General features: G+C 56.5%; 18 protein-coding genes. 7 read left to right on the top strand and 11 right to left on the bottom strand.

What is annotated here, in order from left to right; translation table 11 throughout:
* Position 1: 1 nt before the first annotated feature.
* A complete protein-coding gene (locus THISIDRAFT_RS06035; protein ID WP_040851502.1) occupies positions 2–1,573 on the bottom strand; it encodes a bifunctional aminoglycoside phosphotransferase/ATP-binding protein in 1,572 nt (523 codons plus the stop codon).
* A gap of 74 nt (positions 1,574–1,647) precedes the next feature.
* Entirely contained in the window at positions 1,648–3,048 is a 1,401-nt protein-coding gene (locus tag THISIDRAFT_RS06030; protein WP_006786447.1) for an RNA-guided endonuclease InsQ/TnpB family protein, read from the bottom strand.
* Between the two features lie 75 nt (positions 3,049–3,123).
* Here THISIDRAFT_RS06030 and THISIDRAFT_RS15310 point away from each other — a divergent pair, with 75 nt between their 5' ends.
* A complete protein-coding gene (locus tag THISIDRAFT_RS15310) occupies positions 3,124–3,342 on the top strand; it encodes a transposase (protein ID WP_083824561.1) in 219 nt (72 codons plus the stop codon).
* A 46-nt stretch (positions 3,343–3,388) separates the two neighbouring features.
* On the opposite strand, the gene THISIDRAFT_RS06020 is transcribed toward THISIDRAFT_RS15310, so the two are convergent.
* The 9 genes from THISIDRAFT_RS06020 to petA all read right to left on the bottom strand — a co-directional run bounded on the left by THISIDRAFT_RS06020 (position 3,389) and on the right by petA (position 10,686).
* Positions 3,389–3,643 carry a DUF167 domain-containing protein gene (locus THISIDRAFT_RS06020; RefSeq protein ID WP_040851522.1) on the bottom strand — a complete coding sequence of 85 codons (255 nt, stop codon included), beginning with the start codon at positions 3,641–3,643 and terminating at the stop codon, positions 3,389–3,391.
* An 84-nt stretch (positions 3,644–3,727) separates the two neighbouring features.
* Complete coding sequence (locus THISIDRAFT_RS06015; protein WP_006786449.1) at positions 3,728–4,018, bottom strand: STAS domain-containing protein; 291 nt, start codon at positions 4,016–4,018, stop codon at positions 3,728–3,730.
* A gap of 43 nt (positions 4,019–4,061) precedes the next feature.
* Positions 4,062–4,430 (bottom strand): response regulator, encoded by a 369-nt coding sequence (locus THISIDRAFT_RS06010; RefSeq protein WP_006786450.1) that lies wholly within the window; start codon positions 4,428–4,430, stop codon positions 4,062–4,064.
* A gap of 92 nt (positions 4,431–4,522) precedes the next feature.
* Positions 4,523–5,611, bottom strand: coding sequence for a peptide chain release factor 1 (gene prfA / locus THISIDRAFT_RS06005; protein WP_006786451.1), 1,089 nt, complete (start codon positions 5,609–5,611; stop codon positions 4,523–4,525).
* Positions 5,608–6,894 (bottom strand): glutamyl-tRNA reductase, encoded by a 1,287-nt coding sequence (gene hemA, locus THISIDRAFT_RS06000; protein WP_040851505.1) that lies wholly within the window; start codon positions 6,892–6,894, stop codon positions 5,608–5,610. Before hemA ends, prfA begins: the two co-directional genes overlap by 4 nt.
* 128 nt (positions 6,895–7,022) lie before the next feature.
* Positions 7,023–7,466, bottom strand: a complete 444-nt coding sequence (locus THISIDRAFT_RS05995) for a ClpXP protease specificity-enhancing factor (protein WP_006786453.1) — start codon at positions 7,464–7,466, stop codon at positions 7,023–7,025.
* 246 nt (positions 7,467–7,712) lie between these two features.
* Positions 7,713–8,450: a cytochrome c1 gene (locus tag THISIDRAFT_RS05990; protein WP_006786454.1), complete on the bottom strand. Its 738-nt coding sequence runs from the start codon at positions 8,448–8,450 to the stop codon at positions 7,713–7,715.
* A 248-nt stretch (positions 8,451–8,698) separates the two neighbouring features.
* A complete protein-coding gene (locus THISIDRAFT_RS05985) occupies positions 8,699–10,090 on the bottom strand; it encodes a cytochrome b (RefSeq protein ID WP_006786455.1) in 1,392 nt (463 codons plus the stop codon).
* The gene (gene petA, locus THISIDRAFT_RS05980; protein ID WP_006786456.1) at positions 10,090–10,686 is read right to left on the bottom strand and encodes a ubiquinol-cytochrome c reductase iron-sulfur subunit; all 597 of its coding nucleotides are present in this window, start codon (positions 10,684–10,686) and stop codon (positions 10,090–10,092) included. The genes THISIDRAFT_RS05985 and petA overlap by 1 nt, the downstream gene beginning before the upstream one ends.
* A 433-nt stretch (positions 10,687–11,119) precedes the next feature.
* Here petA and THISIDRAFT_RS05975 point away from each other — a divergent pair, with 433 nt between their 5' ends.
* From THISIDRAFT_RS05975 to THISIDRAFT_RS05950, 6 genes are all read left to right on the top strand, one after another.
* The gene (locus tag THISIDRAFT_RS05975) at positions 11,120–11,488 is read left to right on the top strand and encodes a DsrE family protein (RefSeq protein ID WP_006786457.1); all 369 of its coding nucleotides are present in this window, start codon (positions 11,120–11,122) and stop codon (positions 11,486–11,488) included.
* 82 nt (positions 11,489–11,570) lie between these two features.
* Positions 11,571–12,128 carry a hypoxanthine-guanine phosphoribosyltransferase gene (locus THISIDRAFT_RS05970; protein WP_040851524.1) on the top strand — a complete coding sequence of 186 codons (558 nt, stop codon included), beginning with the start codon at positions 11,571–11,573 and terminating at the stop codon, positions 12,126–12,128.
* Positions 12,129–12,276: 148 nt separating this feature from the next.
* Positions 12,277–13,023, top strand: coding sequence for an S-methyl-5'-thioinosine phosphorylase (locus THISIDRAFT_RS05965; RefSeq protein WP_006786459.1), 747 nt, complete (start codon positions 12,277–12,279; stop codon positions 13,021–13,023).
* A 27-nt stretch (positions 13,024–13,050) separates the two neighbouring features.
* Positions 13,051–13,437 (top strand): RidA family protein, encoded by a 387-nt coding sequence (locus THISIDRAFT_RS05960; protein ID WP_006786460.1) that lies wholly within the window; start codon positions 13,051–13,053, stop codon positions 13,435–13,437.
* Positions 13,438–13,512: 75 nt separating this feature from the next.
* Complete coding sequence (locus tag THISIDRAFT_RS05955; RefSeq protein ID WP_006786461.1) at positions 13,513–14,736, top strand: EAL domain-containing protein; 1,224 nt, start codon at positions 13,513–13,515, stop codon at positions 14,734–14,736.
* A gap of 80 nt (positions 14,737–14,816) precedes the next feature.
* Positions 14,817–15,392: a Tll0287-like domain-containing protein gene (locus THISIDRAFT_RS05950; protein ID WP_006786462.1), complete on the top strand. Its 576-nt coding sequence runs from the start codon at positions 14,817–14,819 to the stop codon at positions 15,390–15,392.

Below are 15,392 nucleotides of genomic sequence, written 5' to 3'. Positions count from 1 at the left end.
ATCAAGCAAGGTTGAGCTTCCGGCCTAAGGCATCCACCGGCAGCGGGGTTGTTTCGTCAACGACCGTGACCGGCTCATCGGCCTGTAACGGCTCATGCTGCTGCATTTGCTGCAAAAGCACTGCAACATCGGCATCCGAGGCATCCTGATTGGCCTGACTGCGGGCGGCCACACGCTGCTTGAGCACCTCCGGGGCCACCACAAAATCGATAATCTCTACAGGAACCGCACACTGTTGCGCCAGTGCGATAAAGCGGCGACGCTGTGCCGCCTGCAGAAAGGTGGCATCCACCAGCGTGGGATACCCGGCCTGCAGCGCCGTCTCGGCCAGCTCGGCCAGGCGTTCATAGGTCTTTGCGCTCTGCTCCGGGCTGTACAACCCTTGCGCAAACGCGGCAGTGGCCCGCTGTGTGGGGGCCAGATTGGCCAGACGCTTGCGCTCAATATCCGAGCGAATGCGCACCATCCCCAGCGCCTCCACCAAGGTCTGGGTCTGCGTGGTTTTGCCTGAACCGGAAAAACCGTGCGTGATCACCAGGGCGGCCTGCGTGGGCTGGGTAAAACGCTGCGCAAGCCGCACATAACTTTGATAATGGGCGGTAATCTCGGCCTGCTCGGCGCTGCTCAGTCCGCTTTGTGTGAGGCGAATCGCTGCCACTTTGGCGCGCACCATGGCCCGATATACCTGATAAAAACGCAGCAGCGGCAGGGCAGCATAATCACCACTGTATTCCAGCCAGGCATTGAGAAAACGCCGCGCATGGGCAAAGGCACCGCGATCTTCCAGATCCATCAATAAAAAGGCCACCTCATTGCTGACATCAATCCAGCGGAAGGCCTCATTAAACTCAATGCCATCAAAGGGAAGCACCGCCTCATCCACCCAGGCGATATTGCCCAGATGCAAATCGCCATGACACTCGCGCACATAGCCGTGCTGCTTGCGCTCGGCCAGCAGCGGTTTGAGTGCCTGATAGCGTGTCTGGGTCCAGTGTTCCAGCGCATCCAGCTCCGCCAGCAACGCCGGTTCCTTAAGCCATTGACGCAGCTGGTCAAAGTTTTGCTGCATCGGTGCGTACACTGCCTCCGGTTCTCCCAGCGGGCTATCCAGCGTCGCCACGGCGGCCTGCTGATGAAAGGGCACCAATTGAGCGGCCAGCTGATCCATCCACGCCAGCGGCAGCTTGTCTGCTTTAAGACGCTGATCGAGAATCTGCGCCTGATCAAAGCGGCGCATACAGACGGCATATTCCAGCGGCTCACCCGCGCCATTAAACTGCGGATGATCCGGCGTGCCGGTCAACGTCACCACATCCAGATACAGCCCCGGCGCCAGCCGACGATTTAAACGCAGCTCCTCGGCGCAAAAAAAGCCCCGCTGGGCCAGTGCGGTGAAATCGAGAAAACCGAAATTAACCGGCTTTTTGAGTTTATAAACAAAATCGCCCGCCAGCAGCACCGTGGAAATATGCGTCTCGATTTTGCTAACGCGCTCCACCGGATGCGGATAACGTGCCGGATCAAGCAGCGCCTGAACCAGTTGCTGATGGTGCTCAAGTGCGTGGTCGCTCATGTCGTATATCAAGTCCAAAAGGCATGGCGGTGTGCCGGGGTTAAAAAGGATCGGGGTGCTATGAACTACCATCCCTAAACCGCTTGCGCGGTTGTAGGCATGGTTTCTGGTTTCGATGATCGGTGCGCGGACGGGTGTTGACCCGCCTGCGGCTTATTTTGATCTCCACCAGCGTAGCTGTCCGGGGACAGCGGTTCGGGGCGTACCGCCCCTACCTTTTGATCGGATTTGCACTGACCCACCACCTTTCTCACGCCACGTTGGGCAATCACCCGGCTGGCGTTGTGATCGGCATGATCGGTCTGCCCGCAGCGTTGACAGACAAATCGGCTTTGGCTGGGCCGATTGTCCGGGTGAATGTGGCCGCAAACGGCACATTCCTGCGAGCTATGGTGCGGCGGCACCACAAGAAACAGCACGTTGTTTCTCGGTGCCTTGTATTGAGCGTAGGTTTTGATTCTCCCCCAGGCGCTATTGAGGATCGCCTTGTTGAGTCCGGCTTTGGCCCTAGCACCATTGGCCACGGGTCGGCCCCGGTCGTTGACCTTAGCCTTGGGGCGACGGCTCATGGACGCTACTTTCAGGTCTTCCATGACCACCATCCTTACCCCCGGCGCAGTCACAAGATCATGGCTGACCTTGTGGGCAAAGTCCTTTCGGACATTGCTTGCGTAGGTGTAGGTTCGCGCCACCCGCTTTCGGGCCTTGTGCCAGCCCGATGAGCCTTTGGTGCGCCGCGCCATCCGACGCTGCCAGCGCCGACGCTGGCGTATTTTCTTCTCCATCCGCGCTTTCTGCACCGGGTCGAAGTCATAGACTTTTCCCGCGCAGGTACAGGCCGGATTGGCGATGCCACGGTCCACGCCGAGGGTGGCCGCCCTCAAGTCGGTTTCATCCCACTGCGATAATTCGGCCTGGATCTCTGCGGGCTTTGGATAGATCACATCATCCTCGGTGGCAAATGACACATGCCATTGACCGGCATTGATGCTGATGACGATGGATGCAGGTAGGTCATGGGGCCGATCCGAAACATAGCGCAACCTGCCGAGCGGGTGTTTTTTCGTGCCGATACGAAGGAAGTAGCCGCCTTCGCCATCATCCTCGAAAGCAAACAGTTCCCGCGTGAGCCAGACGCTTTGCTCGCCGCCTTTGCCATGCAGGGTTGGACGTCCGGAGAGTTTCTGGAAGAAGCGACGGTAGGCCTGTTTCCAGCGTACCGCGCCATTGCGCAATACCTGAGAGGGCACTTCACGCAACCATGCCGTATCAGGACCAATGAATTGACTGTATTGCTGATCAATGGGCGGTTTTTGCCCAGTCAGCGACAAGGCTTTTCGGGCAAAGGCACGAAAATAGCGGTCTTCCCTGACCTTGCTGTTATAGATAAATCGCTGACAGCCGATCCAGCGCAGCAGGATATTTTCCTGTGTGCGATTGGGATAGCAGCGAAAGCGGTGTCCATTCATGCTCATGGTTGCTATAATTCCATTAAAATCATTAAAGCGCAACCATGGAAAACCCCACCAAATCTAGTTCTCACGCGGTTTATGACATCGTACCGCCGTCCATGCCTGCATGAGGAATTGACGGCCAGCGCCCGTCGCGCCCGCAATCGTTTTGCGGAGCATTTGGCAGCGTTTTACTGGAAGCCGATGTTCTGGCACCGTGCTTGCTATGTTGGCTCTGTCGGCAGTGCATCCCTGGAGACGGTTCGGGCCTCTGTGGAATCCCAAGGCACCAAACCCCTCAAAAGAAACCCCGCTTGACCCCCTCCTGGCTCACGCCTAGCAGGGGGAATGCGCGGGGGAGCGTTCAGGCAAAGGCCAGCAGGGCAGAAAAATCCGCCGTCACCGGCAGGGCAATGGTTTTGTCCCGCGAGCTGTTGCCCTGCAATAGCGCCACGTCACGGCGGGCGACCTTGCAGTGTCGGGCAATAAAGCACAGCAGATGCTCATTGGCAGCGCCGTCAACCGGTGGTGCAGTGATGCAGATTTTCAGGCGTTCGCCGAAACGGCCCGCAATCTTGTCGCGTGAGGCGCGAGGTTGCACCCGGATATACAGCAGCATCTGCGCATCGCGTGATACCAAAAAGGGGGGAAGCGGCGTTGCTGCCGTGGCCGTTGAGTTCGGGTTCATCGCGGGTGCCGTGGATTATAGGCGCAACAAACCCAGGACTGCCGCCACCGCCGGGCTTTGCTGCGACATGCGCAACTGGCGTCCGGCGGCGTTCATTTCCCGCTGCGCCAGCAATAATAACTGCACCCCGGCGGTGTCAAGCTCGGTGACATCGCTTAAATCCAGCTCCAGGGTGGCGTAGGGCTGCGCCATCGCCTCCAGCAGCGCCTCTTTGATCTGCTGGGCATAATAGATGCTCATCTCGCCTTCAAATTTAAGGCACAGATGGGCAGAGCTGACCTCAGTGCTTTGGATCAAACATTGCATCGGCAGGATTTCAAAAAGACACGCGGCGTATCGCAGGCCAGACTTAAGGCAGGCTCAGCTTGGCAACGGCATCCAGCAACTGCGCCGGCTGAAAGGGTTTGACAATCCATGCCTTGGCACCGGCCTGCTGCCCTGCTTGCTTTTTGGCATCACCGGCCTCGGTGGTCAGCATGATCACCGGGGTAAATTTGCTCATTGGCCGGGCTTTGAGCTCTTTGACAAAGGTGATGCCATCCATCACCGGCATATTCACATCACAGACCACCAGATGCACTTTCTGCTGTTCACACAGCGCTAGGGCCTGCTTGCCATCACTGGCTTCCAGCACCTCATAACCGGCACCTTTGAGGGCAATACTGACGACCTGACGAATCGAGGCCGAATCATCGACAATCATTATGGTTTTAGCCATCGGCTTTGAAGTCCTTATGGTTTTATGCGGGGTTGTTGAAAATGGTTAGACCAGATCAAATGCTTAGCGTGCCAAGCGCACCTCATGGCGGCTCAGCTCTCGTTGGCAAGAATCGCCAGCTGTTCGGCCTGATACTCATTGATCAGCGGTTCAATCACCGCATCCAGCTCGCCTTCCATGATCACATCCAGTTTATACAGGGTCAGGTTGATGCGGTGATCCGTCACCCGCCCCTGCGGGAAATTGTAGGTACGGATGCGCTCGGAGCGGTCGCCGCTGCCCACCAGACTTTTGCGCGTGGCGCTTTGGGCATCTTGCTGGCGCTTTTGCTCCACCTCAAACAGCTTGGCCGCGAGCAGGCTCATGGCGCGTGCCTTGTTTTTATGCTGTGAGCGTTCGTCCTGACACTCCACCACGATGCCGCTGGGCAGATGGGTCAGGCGCACCGCAGAGTCGGTGCGGTTAACATGCTGACCGCCAGCACCGCTGGCGCGATAGGTATCAATGCGCAGATCGGCGGGGTTGATTTGCGGGGCCTCGATTTCATCAGGCTCGGGCATGATCACCACCGTAGCGGCGGAGGTGTGGATGCGCCCCTGGGATTCCGTTTGCGGCACCCGCTGCACCCGATGCGCGCCGGATTCAAATTTCAGGCGTGAATAGGCACCATGGCCGATGATGCGGGCGATGATTTCCTTATAGCCACCCTGTTCGCTTTCGCTCATCGACAGCACCTCCATTTGCCAGCCGCGCTGTTCGGCATAGCGCGCATACATGCGAAATAAATCACCGGCAAACAGGGCAGCCTCATCACCGCCGGTACCCGCCCGGATTTCGATGAAAATATTGCTTTGATCGTGCGGGTCCGTGGGTAATAAGTGGCGCTGCAAATCCAGTTCCAGCACTGCGTGGCGCTGTTCGCACAGACCGAGTTCTTCCTCGGCCAGGGCGCGCACCTCCGGGTCGGGATCGCGGCGCATGGCCTGTGCGGCGGCCAGATCCTGGGTGACCCGATGATAGTCTTGCCAGCAGGCCACCACCGGCTCAAGCTGGCTGTATTCCATCGACAAACGGCGGAAACGGTCCTGCTGGGCAATCGTTTCCGCATCCGAGAGCAAGCGCCCGAGTTCTTCAAAGCGCTCGCTGATGCCCTCAAGCTTTAGGCGGATGGAGTCCTTCACAGTTGCTCTTTACCACGGCGCACCAAGGCCGATTCCGGCAGATTAAACAGGCTGTGTGCGGCTTCTAGCAGTTCAACCCGTCCCTGACGGGCCGCATCGTTCATCCGGTGACAGGGGTCATGCAGCAGTTTGTTGGTGAGGGTGTGCGCCAGATAGCGCAGGCTGTCTTCGGTAGAGCGTCCGGCAGCCGCCATTTGCAGGGCCTTGTCGAGCACTTCGTGCTGCAGGCTGTGAGCCTTGTGGCGAAAGGCGCGGATGGTACAAACCGCTTCCTGGGCGCGTAGCCAGCCCATAAAACTGGCCACTTCAGCCTCGATCATCTCCGCCGCCTGGGTGGCTGCCTCGCGCCGTGACTGCAGATTCTCCTGAATCACCTCCTCCAGATCGTCTACCGTGTACAGATAAACATCATCGAGTTCACTGACTTCCGGTTCAATATCACGCGGTACGGCAATATCGACCATGAAAATCGGGCGGTGTTTGCGGATTTTCAGGGCGCGCTCCACCGCACCTTTCCCCAGAATCGGCACCGGGCTGGCGGTAGAAGAGATGACGATATCGCACTCCGCAAGGCGTTCAGAAATCTGCTGCAGGGTCAGCCCTTCACCGCCAAACTGGCTGGCCAGATCATTGGCACGTTCCAGGGTGCGGTTGGCAACCAGCAATTTACCCACTTTATTGGTATGCAGATGGCGGGCAGCCAGTTCGATGGTTTCACCGGCACCGATCATCATTGCGGTCAGCGGCTTGAGATCCCCAAAGATCTGCCGCGCCAAAGAGACCGCAGCAAAGGCCACAGACACCGCGCTGGCGCCGATGGCGGTGGCGGTGCGCACATTCTTGGCCACCGAGAAGGCATGCTGGAACAAACGCCCCAGTTCCCGTCCCATCGTTCCGGCGGTATTGGCGGCCTGATAGGCGGTTTTCATCTGCCCAAGAATCTGCGGCTCGCCTAACACCAGCGAATCCAGACCACAGGCAACGTGCATCACATGGCGCACAGCGTCTGCCTCACCATGCTGATACAGATACGGGCGGAATTCATCCAGACGCAATTTGTGGTATTCGCCGAGCCAGCGGATCACCGCATCATCGCCATTTTCAGTATTTTGACTGAAATAAATCTCGGTACGATTGCAGGTGGATAGAATCGCCGCCTCCGGCAAATGGGCCGCGCTGATCAATTCCTGCAATGCCGGTTCTACCTTGTCCGGGGGAAAAACCACCCGCTCACGAATCGCCACCGGTGCGGTCTTGTGATTGATGCCTAGGGTGTAAAGCATTGCTTGCGGTCTGCTTAACAGCTCTGCGTTTTGGGCCATATTGGGGACACCATGACAAACGGGTTAAAAGTTTGAAAACTGCGGCATTGTAGCGAAATACCGGGAGTTTTGCCGGGGGCAATGTACTTTTATTTAATCACGCGCAACTTCGGCGCCCTGCGCGGCGGGCGGGTTTCTCCGTTTGGCGCATGGGTATCCGCCGAGGCGGCTTCTTCAAGCGGTGTGTGGGGCTCATCGGTGCTTATGGGGTCATCACTTTCCCCCAGCATCAAGCCCTGGCCATTTTCGCGGGCATAAATCGCCAAAACCCGGGCAATGGGTACGGTGACATTGATCGGTTTGCCGCCAAAGCGGGCGCTGAAGCTGACTTCTTCATTACCAAGCATCAGACCATGCACCGCCATCGGCGCAAGGTTAAGGACAATCCGACCGTCCTGCACATACTGTTGCGGCACACAGACATCCGGAAAGCGGGCATCGACCAACAGATAAGGGGTTAGATCGTTATCCACCAGCCATTGATAAATGGCGCGGATCAGGTAGGGGCGTGTGGAGGATAAGGGGGCATGCATAGCAAAGGCAACTCGGGTTGAGGATCAAAGACGCCGCACAGGGAGGGGGCTACCCAGACTTGCATTGATCGGGTGTCCGTGGTGGCGCGGCAGAACTAACCACAGACAAGACGGCATAACCGGCAACTGTTAAAGCCCCCATATCCGCGTTGGCCCAGAATACCGTGTATCCTGGGCCTTGATGCGCCGCGCCTGCAGACCGCTAACCGGGCCGCAGCGCTGGATCAGAGGCTGCGCGGGTGCAAATCAATGCACATCCTTCCAGTATTCTTTCTTCAGCAGATAAAACAGGAAGGTCAGACCGGCTAAAAACAACAAGACCCAGGGGCCGATACTTTCACGCTGCAGCTTGATCGGTTCGGCCAGATAGGTCATGAAGGTCACCAAATCCTGCACCACGGAATCGTATTCTTCCGGTGAGAGGCCGCCGGGCTGGGTCAGCTCAAAGACCGGACGTTTGTTTTCATAGCCGACCTTTTCCTGATAGCCCTGCAGTTCCCACAAGGGATGCGGCATCCCGATGCTGGCAAAGACGCTGTTGTTAACCCCCAAAGGACGGGATTCATCCAGATAGAAGCTGCGCAGGAAGGTGTACATCCAGTCTTCACCGTACAGGCGAGCAGACAGGGTCAGATCCGGCGGCACCACACCAAACCATTCAACCGCATCTTTGTCACTGATGGCCGCTTGCATCATGTCGCCCATCGGGGTTGGATCACCGGCTTGATTGCGCGTAAACAGGAAGTTTTCGCGCATTTCCTCGGCGCTCCAGCCCAGATCACGGGCAACGTGGGTATAGCGCATGTATTGCGCCGAGTGACAGGCCATGCAATAACCCGCAAAAAGCTTGGCGCCGCGTTGCAAGGCATCGCGATCGTGTACATTGACCTTGACCGCATCCAAAGGCACGCTGGGGCCAGCGGCGAAGGCCGCGCCGGGCACCAGAAAAATCCACACAAGTAATAGCATCAACAATCTGTTCATCAGCTTCTCCGCGAGAAACCCAAGCCTTTAAGGCCAGGGAGGGATCGCAAGCCGCACCAAGGGCGCGGCCAGCTTTGTTCGGTATAAGGGGCTTTTACCCGCCAGATCATGCGGCGTTGCCGGACACACCGAGCGGCATGTCATCGCCTCAAGCCGCCAGCCTTTGCCCTTGTTCACTCATGCCATGTACTCAAGCACCAAAGACAACCAGGCAAAGGGCCGACGGGTAGCAGACCAAAATCCTGAGCTTATGAGGTCACTCTGTCGGGAACAGGTTTTTCCTCATTCAGGCGGGTAAACAATGGCCCCAACAAACACAGCGCCAGATAACCCGTCGGGATCAGCCAGCTCATCATAATCAGCTGTACCTCACGGGTTTCCAGGCGCAGATAGTCATAGATGGTATACAGCCCGACCAGCAGGACAAAGGCCGCGTAGCTAAACACCCTGGAACGCGGCTGGCTGTGGAACCAGATCACGAAGAAGAACAGGAAGTACACCAGACTAAAGCGCAGCCCCATCTCACCCAAAAACGGCTCGGGCGGCTGGGTGCCCAGATAGCTCAAGACCAGGAAAGTGAACGCAAAGACGGCGATATTGAACTTGTGCAGGTCGCTGCGATAGCGAATCGACTTGATGGGGTTGCGATCCAGCCAGGGCAGCAGGAACAGAATCAACACCGCCCCAAACATCGCCACCACGCCCAGGAATGGATCCGGTACAGCGCGCAGCACGGTATACCATGCCGTAAAGAACCACAGCGGGGCAATATGATCCGGGGTGACCAAGGGGTTGGCCGGTTCATAGTTGGGTTTTTCCAGGAAGTAACCGCCGCCATCGGGGATAAAGAAAATGATGGCAAAGAAGGCAATCAGGAACACCCCGAAGCCGACCAGATCCTTGACCGTGAAATAGGGGTGGAAAGGAATGCCATCCAGCGGCTTGCCGGTTTTGTCTTTCTTTTCCTTGATTTCCACGCCGTCTGGGTTATTGGAACCCACCGCATGCAAGGCGACAATATGCATAAATACCAGCAAAAACAGCACCAGCGGCAAGGCCACGATATGCAGCGCATAGAAGCGGGTGAGGGTGGCATCCGAGATCAAAAAGTCACCGCGAATCCAGATCACCAGATCAGGCCCGATGATGGGGATGGTCTGGAACAGATTAACGATCACCTGCGCCCCCCAGTAAGACATCTGCCCCCAGGGCAGCATGTAACCGGTAAAGGCAATGCCCATCAGCACCAGGTAAATCAGCACCCCATTGATCCACAAAAGTTCACGCGGCTCTTTATACGAACCATACAGCAGCGCCTTGAACATATGCAGATAGATGATAATGAAGAAGGCCGAGGCACCCACGGTGTGCATGTAGCGGATAAACCAGCCCCACTCCACATCGCGCATGATGAACTCAATCGAGGCAAAGGCCAGCTCGGCATCAGGCTTATAGAACATAGTCAGCCAGATACCGGTGACAATCTGGATCACCAGCACCAGAATTGACAGCGAGCCGAAGTAATACCAGAAATTGAGGTTTTTGGGGGTGTAGTATTGCGCCATGTGCTCATTCCACGGTTTTTCGACCGGGTAGCGAGCAAACACCCAACTCAGAAGCGCACTAAAAGCTTTATGCATCATGCAACTCCTTCGTCTTCACCAATCAGGATCGTGGTGTCAGACAAGTACATGTGGGGCGGAATAGGGAGATTCGTGGGGGCCGGATTATTGCGATAGACGCGGCCTGCATAGTCAAAAAAGGAACCATGACACGCGCAGAAAAATCCACCCAGCCAATCCGGGCCTAAATCATCCGGGGCAACATCCGGACGATAATTCGGGGTGCAACCCAGGTGGGTGCAAAGCCCGATCATCACGGCAATTTCAGGTTTGAGAGAGCGATGTTGATTCTGCGCATAGGCGGGTTGTTGTGAAACCACGGCGGAGTGAGGATCTGCCAGACGTGGCTCCAGTTTTGGCAGGGTGGCGAGCATCTCTTCGCTACGCTTTAAAATCCACACCGGCTGACCGCGCCATTGCACACGAATCAGCTGGCCAGGCTCCATCTGGCCGATATTTACTTCAACCGGAGCACCGGCTGCCTGTGCCTGGGCGCTGGGTTTCCAGGAAGCGACAAAAGGGTAGCCTAGGGCCACAACGCCGGCACCACCGACCACACTCGTTGCCGTTACCAGGAAACGGCGCCGCTCCTGGTCAACGTCTTCGTTAGCCATTCACTAAGTCTCCAAAATTTTTAGCTTAATTTACATGTAAACGCTGGACTCTGATGCTGACCCCATGAGTTTTACCATCAGAAACCAGGACACATTTTGCCGCTACAGTATAGCAAGACACAGGGTGAAATTGACGCCAAACGTACATATTGCCCGCTTTGCGTCAAGTTTAAATCCGCCATGTTGCGTGCAAAAAACGCATAGATTCACCCAAGATCAGCATCAGGTCAATAGGCTGGACGAGTCGCTATCGGTTAAACACTGGTTTTTATGAGATTTTAATTATAGGCTTATACACCCGGCCAAGATCCCGATCCAGGGGCTTGGCTTGGTCTGTGGTAGCTGCCTATAATGCAGTGCCAGTTTTTTCCGGGCGCATTGTGGGCGAAGCAGCATAATTCAATGATAATCAGAATGTTAGGAGCTTGTTTTTATGGCCAATAAACTAATGATTGTGATGGTCAATACCGACCCACATAATCCCACCGAGTTAGGCGCACCATTTTTTCAGGCCACCGTGGCGGCGGCGATGGAGTTTGATGTTGAGGTGGTCATGACTGGCCGGGCTGGTGAACTGGCGAAAAAGGGCGTGGCGGAGAACCTGTTTGTGCAGGATGGCAGCAGCAAGTCGGTCTATGACTTTATTAAAGATGCGCACGAGGCCGGGGTGAAATTCAAGATTTGCACGCCGACCCTGGAGCTGTGGGGCGATGATCTGATTCCCGAGATTGAGGAAACGGTAGGCGGGGCCTATGTCATCAGCGAGGCGATGGACGACGATACTGTGACATTTACCTATTGAGCGCAACGGTAATCCTAAATTTTTGAGGGGACTGAAAAGCTCGCGCCGCGATGTGGGGCGCGGGCTTTTCATGGCAAACATCATGACTGTTGATCCAAATCATGCCGCCCAGGTACTTGCCGAGGCGGACTGTCTGCACCCAACCCAGGCCGTTGATACGGCGCTGGATCGGATGGCGCAGGCTATCAACCAGCGTCTGGCGGGGCAAAATCCGTTGGTGCTGTGCGTCCTGAGTGGCGGTATTGTCGCCGCAGGACACCTGCTGACCCGGCTGGATTTTCCGCTGGAGCTGGATTATCTGCACGCCACCCGCTACCGGGGACAGCTTAGCGGGGCGGATACCTTGCATTGGCTGGCCCGGCCACGCACACCGCTTAAAGACCGGGTGGTGCTGGTGGTGGATGATATTCTCGACGAAGGACATACCTTAGCAGGGATTTTGCAGGATTGCCGGGAACAAGGGGCGCAGGCGGTGTATTGTGCGGTGTTGGTGCGCAAGCTGCATGATCGCTGTGTGCCGGGCCTCCAGGCCGATTTTATCGGGCTGGAGGTTGCCGATCGCTATGTCTTTGGCTATGGCATGGACTATAAGGAATATCTGCGCAATGCCCCAGGAATCTATGCGGTCAAAGAGCACTGATACGCATACCACCGTTTTTCTTCATATTTAACAGGAGTTACGCAGGTTGGAGACGCGAAAAATATAAAATCGAACCTAGCAAAATCAATCAGCTAACTGCGTAACTCCTAATATTTAAATGAATTGCCTAAAGGGGCGCAACATTACAATGACCGATACAACCATTGCCATTATTGGCGGCACCGGCCTGACCTCGTTAAACGGACTGGAGATTACCCGTCGGGAAGTCATGCATACCCCTTTTGGTGAACCCTCCGGGCCGCTGACCTTCGGGCGCCTGTCGGGGCATGATGTGGTGTTTCTTGCGCGCCACGGGTATCGCCATACCATTCCGCCGCATTGTGTGAATTATCGCGCCAATCTGTGGGCCTTGCATCATGCCGGCGTGGAGCGGGTCATTGCCGTGGCCGCTGTCGGTGGGATCACCCCCGAGATGCGCCCATGTCGTATTGTGTTCCCGGATCAAATCGTGGATTACACCTGGTCACGCTCGCACACCTTTTTTGAAGAAGACCTGACCCATGTCACGCATATTGATTTTACTGAGCCCTATTGTCAGGCCTTGCGTGAGGTCTTCATCGCATCGGCCCGCGATATTGGTCTGGATGCGGTAGAACAGGCCACCTATGCTGCCACCCAGGGGCCACGCCTGGAAAGCCGCGCCGAGATCAACCGCCTGGAGCGTGATGGCTGTGATCTGGTCGGCATGACCGGGATGCCGGAAACGGCGCTGGCGCGTGAATTGGGCCTGTGTTATGCCACCTGTGCGGTGGTGGCCAACTGGGCAGCCGGGCGCGGTGAGGGTGAGATCACCATGGAAGAAGTCGGCGAAAATGTCACCAAGGCCATGACGGATGTGCGCGCACTGCTTGAAACCGTCATCCCTCGCTTATAACGCAAAAGCAAATAACAGGTGCTGGCTATGTCTCGCGAAATCATTGCAACTTCACAGGCCCCGCAGGCCATCGGGACCTATTCCCAGGCAGTCAAGGTCGGCGACACGGTGTATTTGTCCGGCCAGATTCCGCTGGATCCGCAGACCATGGAGATGGTCGATGGTAGCATGGAGGCGCAGATCCGTCAGGTCTTTGATAATCTGCAGGCGGTGGCGCACGCGGCGGGTGGCTCCCTGCAGGATATCGTCAAACTCAATGTGTTTTTAACCGATTTGGCCCATTTTCCCCTGGTCAATGAGGTGATGGCGCAATACTTCACCACCCCGTACCCGGCACGGGCCGCCATTGGTGTGGCCAGTCTGCCCAAAAATGCCGCCGTGGAAATGGATGCCATTTTGGTGCTCGGCGCATAAGGCCGCAAAGCAGCCTGCAACCGGGTTCAGGCCGGTCGGGTGACTGGCATTCTACTCTGATGGGGATTGGCAATCATGTCAGCACAAACCACCTATCGCGTGACCTTTGAGCCGGGTGAACAAATCTTCGCTGAGGGGGATGGCGGGGATTATGCCTACATCATCCAGCAGGGGCATGTGGAGCTGTCTATCCATTCCAATGATGATCGGGTGATCCTGGCCACCTTGTCCAAAGGCGAGATTTTTGGCGAAATGGCACTGGTGGACAGCAAGCCGCGCACCGCCAGTGCCAGTGCGATGGATCGGGTGGAGCTGCTGGGCATTCATCGTGACTATGTAGAACAAAAGCTCTCGCAGACAGACCCGCTGGTGGCCTGCTTTGTGCGCGTCATTCTGGAGCGCTACCGCAATACCTTGTCGCACAGCCTGCCCACCCCTGCTCCCAGCCCGCACGCCCTGTATCTGCACGATCTGGATCTGACCACCCATCGGGTGGAGGTCGATGTGGGGCTGCGCGAGGCTCTGGTATCCGGTTATCTGGTGCTGTTTTACCAGCCTATCATTGACTTGAATACCCGGCAGCTGGCCGGTTGTGAAGCCTTGCTGCGCTGGCGTCACCCGGAACGGGGTTTGATCATGCCGGCCAATTTCATTGAAATTGCTGAAGACACCGGCCTGATCCTGCCCATCGGCGAATGGATTTTAAGCCGTGCCTGTGAGGATTTGATCCAGTTCAATCATACCCGCCATCATTTGCACAAGGATGCGCACCTGCCGCCCTTATATATGAGCGTGAATCTCTCGGGGCGGCAGTTTGAACAGCCGCATCTGGTTGATCGGATTGAAGAAATTGTGCGCAGCGCCGGCGTCTCGCCGCGCCGCATCAAGCTGGAAGTCACCGAAAGCCTGTTGATCAGCAATCCCGCCGCCGCCGCTGAGGTGCTCAAAGGTTTCAAGGAACGCGGCTTTAGCATTGCCATTGATGATTTTGGCACCGGCTATTCCAGTTTCAGCTACCTGCACCGCTATCCCATTGATACTTTAAAAATTGATCGGGCCTTTGTGTCGTCCATGCTGGATGATAAGCGCAGTGCCAAGATTGTACATGCCCTGGTCAGTATGGCGAGCAGCCTGGATATGTCGGTGATTGCCGAGGGCATTGAACGCACGGAAGAAATGGAGTTGCTGTGCCAGTACGGCGCCCATTATGGGCAGGGATTTTTATTTTCCAGGCCCTTGTCTTATGAGGCCTTCTCAGCGTCGCTGCATACGCCATTCTTGCCTGACCCTCCACCGTGATCCCGGATACCGCATGGTTACGACACCCTGTTCAGTCTGATGGACGGGCATTTAATTTTTGATCTATTCGAGGAATTCTGATGCAAACAAGCCTTCGTATTTTATGCCTTTTCGCCTTATGTTGTGTAAGCCCTCTCAAGGCCAGTGAACACAGTGAGCACCTGCAGGCCAGTCAGGCGGTGGTGCAAGCCTTTGCCCAACAATTGATGACCCAGCTACAAACTGCCGTGCAAAGCCAAGGTCCGGTGCAGGCCATTGAGATCTGTCATACCCAGGCCCCGAAAATCGCCCAGGCATTATCCGAGGAAACGGGCTTGCTCGTGACCCGCGTGAGCCTCAAACCGCGCAATCCCGACAGTGTGCCTCGCCCCTGGCAGCAGGCGGTGCTCAAGGACTTTGAGGCGCGTCTGGCTGCGGGTGAAAATCCCCAGGACCTGGAATATACCAAGCTTAGACGCCATCTGTGGCGCAGTGAATTTCGCTATATGAAGGCCATTCCCACCATCGGCCTGTGTCTAAATTGTCATGGCAGCGCAGCGGATCTGGCCCCCGAGATCAGCGAGATCTTAGCAACGCTGTATCCGGCGGATCAGGCCGTTGATTATACAGAAGGCCAGATTCGCGGCGCTTTCAGTGTCGTGCAGCGGATACGCTAG

The organism is Thiorhodospira sibirica ATCC 700588 (assembly GCF_000227725.2).
Classification (GTDB): Bacteria; Pseudomonadota; Gammaproteobacteria; order Ectothiorhodospirales; family Ectothiorhodospiraceae; genus Thiorhodospira; species Thiorhodospira sibirica.
Note: the sequence above shows the minus strand (reverse complement) of the source record. Positions and strands in the feature narration are given on the sequence as shown.

Excerpts from the sequence above, each read along its gene's own strand:
- THISIDRAFT_RS05990 (WP_006786454.1), bottom strand. The coding sequence starts at position 8,450 with ATGAACAGATTGTTGATGCTATTACTTGTGTGGATTTTTCTGGTGCCC.
- THISIDRAFT_RS05985 (WP_006786455.1), bottom strand. The coding sequence starts at position 10,090 with ATGCATAAAGCTTTTAGTGCGCTTCTGAGTTGGGTGTTTGCTCGCTAC.
- hemA (WP_040851505.1), bottom strand. The coding sequence starts at position 6,894 with ATGCTTTACACCCTAGGCATCAATCACAAGACCGCACCGGTGGCGATT.
- THISIDRAFT_RS05970 (WP_040851524.1), top strand. The coding sequence starts at position 11,571 with ATGACTGTTGATCCAAATCATGCCGCCCAGGTACTTGCCGAGGCGGAC.
- THISIDRAFT_RS06020 (WP_040851522.1), bottom strand. The coding sequence starts at position 3,643 with ATGCTGCTGTATATCCGGGTGCAACCTCGCGCCTCACGCGACAAGATT.
- THISIDRAFT_RS06030 (WP_006786447.1), bottom strand. The coding sequence starts at position 3,048 with ATGAGCATGAATGGACACCGCTTTCGCTGCTATCCCAATCGCACACAG.
- THISIDRAFT_RS05960 (WP_006786460.1), top strand. The coding sequence starts at position 13,051 with ATGTCTCGCGAAATCATTGCAACTTCACAGGCCCCGCAGGCCATCGGG.
- THISIDRAFT_RS05965 (WP_006786459.1), top strand. The coding sequence starts at position 12,277 with ATGACCGATACAACCATTGCCATTATTGGCGGCACCGGCCTGACCTCG.
- THISIDRAFT_RS05950 (WP_006786462.1), top strand. The coding sequence starts at position 14,817 with ATGCAAACAAGCCTTCGTATTTTATGCCTTTTCGCCTTATGTTGTGTA.
- THISIDRAFT_RS06035 (WP_040851502.1), bottom strand. The coding sequence starts at position 1,573 with ATGAGCGACCACGCACTTGAGCACCATCAGCAACTGGTTCAGGCGCTG.
- THISIDRAFT_RS05995 (WP_006786453.1), bottom strand. The coding sequence starts at position 7,466 with ATGCATGCCCCCTTATCCTCCACACGCCCCTACCTGATCCGCGCCATT.
- THISIDRAFT_RS05955 (WP_006786461.1), top strand. The coding sequence starts at position 13,513 with ATGTCAGCACAAACCACCTATCGCGTGACCTTTGAGCCGGGTGAACAA.
- THISIDRAFT_RS05975 (WP_006786457.1), top strand. The coding sequence starts at position 11,120 with ATGGCCAATAAACTAATGATTGTGATGGTCAATACCGACCCACATAAT.
- THISIDRAFT_RS15310 (WP_083824561.1), top strand. The coding sequence starts at position 3,124 with ATGACATCGTACCGCCGTCCATGCCTGCATGAGGAATTGACGGCCAGC.
- THISIDRAFT_RS06015 (WP_006786449.1), bottom strand. The coding sequence starts at position 4,018 with ATGCAATGTTTGATCCAAAGCACTGAGGTCAGCTCTGCCCATCTGTGC.
- THISIDRAFT_RS06010 (WP_006786450.1), bottom strand. The coding sequence starts at position 4,430 with ATGGCTAAAACCATAATGATTGTCGATGATTCGGCCTCGATTCGTCAG.
- petA (WP_006786456.1), bottom strand. The coding sequence starts at position 10,686 with ATGGCTAACGAAGACGTTGACCAGGAGCGGCGCCGTTTCCTGGTAACG.